The organism is Corallococcus llansteffanensis (assembly GCF_003612055.1).
Lineage (GTDB): Bacteria > Myxococcota > Myxococcia > Myxococcales > Myxococcaceae > Corallococcus > Corallococcus llansteffanensis.
In genome coordinates, this window is record NZ_RAWB01001178.1 from 1 (window position 1) to 459 (window position 459).

Here is a 459-nt window from a genome sequence, read left to right on the forward strand (position 1 = left end):
TCCGCGCTGAGCGGCTTGTAGCCCTGCAACCCCTCCGCCGCGTTCACCGCGCCCGACAGGCGGATGAGCGTGTCCGCCACCGTGCCGGCCCCCGCCACCATCAGCGTGCCCGCGCCCCGCGCGTACACCGCGAGGATGCGCGGCGGCTTCGCGCCCTTCACCGAGGCCACGCGTCCGGCCGCCCGCGCGAGGTCCGCATCCAGCCTCGCCACCAGCGCGCGGCCCTGCTCAGGCGTGCCCAGTCGCTCCGCGATGACCTGGATGCGCGAGCGCGCCGCCTCCACCGTGGGCTCGTTGGCGAACGTCTCCACGCGCATGCCCGCCTGCTTCAACTGCTCCAGCACCGCCGGAGGTCCGGCCTCCGCCGACCCCAGCAGCAGGCCCGCGCCCAGCGACAGCACTCCTTCCGCCGACAGCGCGCGCTGGTAGCCCACGGTCCGCACCTTCGAGGCCTCCGGC

Annotated in this window: 1 protein-coding gene; it reads right to left on the reverse strand. The window is 75.6% G+C overall.

Features of this window, described 5'->3' with window-relative positions; all coding sequences use genetic code 11:
* Nucleotides 1–443 (reverse strand): ABC transporter substrate-binding protein (locus tag D7V93_RS44010; RefSeq protein WP_244237870.1); only part of this gene is annotated, 443 nt, incomplete at its 3' end.
* Nucleotides 444–459 lie beyond the last annotated feature (16 nt).